This is a genomic window from Leeuwenhoekiella aequorea (assembly GCF_004104375.1).
GTDB classification, from domain to species: domain Bacteria; phylum Bacteroidota; class Bacteroidia; order Flavobacteriales; family Flavobacteriaceae; genus Leeuwenhoekiella; species Leeuwenhoekiella aequorea.
The window spans coordinates 1-1,295 of record NZ_QOVM01000017.1 but is presented as its reverse complement, the minus strand read 5'-3'; the positions used below and the strand labels follow the sequence as shown (position 1 = coordinate 1,295).

Genomic DNA, 1,295 nt, shown 5'->3' with positions numbered 1-1,295 from the left:
CTTAAGTTTGATTCTCTTTAAATTGATAGTATAATTAGAAAGAACAAAGAGAGGATTAAGGTTAAGTTATACGGTGAAGCTTGTGACTTCGACAACATTGATAATCCCCTCTCTTTTACTACTTCAAACACGTTCAGTTCTGTGAGGTTAGACCTCGTTTTCAAGTTGTTGTGATTAAGGTAGTATGCTCTTTCATAAAATCAGTTCTTATGAATAAATATAAAGAAACTTTTGGAGTTGATATCAGTAAGGATGTCTTTGATGTTTATGGTAGTGAATGTGGTCATTCTCAATTTAAGAATGATGAGCAAGGATTTAAATTATTTGTCAAGACATTAGCTGCAGACTCTTTGGTAGTTATGGAAGCCACCGGCTATTACCACTATCGACTTGCACAGTTTCTTTACAAAAATGGTATTACTGTATCGGTAGTAAATCCTTTGTCAGTCAAACGCTTTATACAGATGAAGCTGGCTAAGGTAAAGACCGATAAGAGTGATGCTAAAGCTATTTGTAATTATGGGTTGTCTAACGAAGTCCCGTTGTATAATGCTCTTAGCGATGTACAGGCAGAATGCTTGCAGCTGTTTAGACTTATGGATAGTTATCTAAAGAAGCGCACAGCCACAAAGAACAAACTTCACGGCGAAGAAGTGCTAGGCATCCCATCCAAGTATGTTTACAGGTCTTTAAAGCGTGATCTCAAACATTTAAACAAAGAGGTAAAAGGGATCGAAGATCGTCTACTGGAGCTTGTAAAACAGGATCAACAGAAGCAACTAACTTTGCTAACCAGTATACCTGGAATAGGGATCAAGACGGCATTGTTTTTAGTTGTGATAACAGATGGCTTCTCTAAGTTTGAGAAGGCTTCACAACTGTGCAGTTATGTAGGGATCACCCCAACGATACGGGAATCAGGGAGTAGTGTAAGGGGTAGAAGCAGGATCAGTAAAGTAGGTAACAAGAAGCTCAGAAACCTGTTGTTTTTATGTGCTTTTAATGCTTGTAAACACAACAAAGGCTGCAGGGAGATCTATGAGCGAATTGTAGCCAAGGGCAAGAGTAAGAAACTGGCATTGATTGCGGTAGCCAATAAGCTATTAAAACAAGCCTTTGCCATTGCTAAATCAGGATTACCATACGATGAAAATTTTGTTTCTGTTCTAACAAAAGGATAGGTCAAAAGTAATAAATGAAACAGTTAGGATCTGTAGTTACAGATTTTAGCAAAGGATACGTATGTCTCAAATTTAATGTAGAAAAGAGTTGTTTTTTACCTCAGTTCTTTGTTG

General features: G+C 37.3%; 1 protein-coding gene. It reads left to right on the top strand.

Annotation, left to right across the window (positions count from 1 at the left end):
• Positions 1-209 precede the first annotated feature (209 nt).
• The gene (locus DSM00_RS15470) at positions 210-1,181 is read left to right on the top strand and encodes an IS110 family transposase (RefSeq protein WP_128758880.1); all 972 of its coding nucleotides are present in this window, start codon (positions 210-212) and stop codon (positions 1,179-1,181) included.
• Positions 1,182-1,295: the final 114 nt, after the last annotated feature.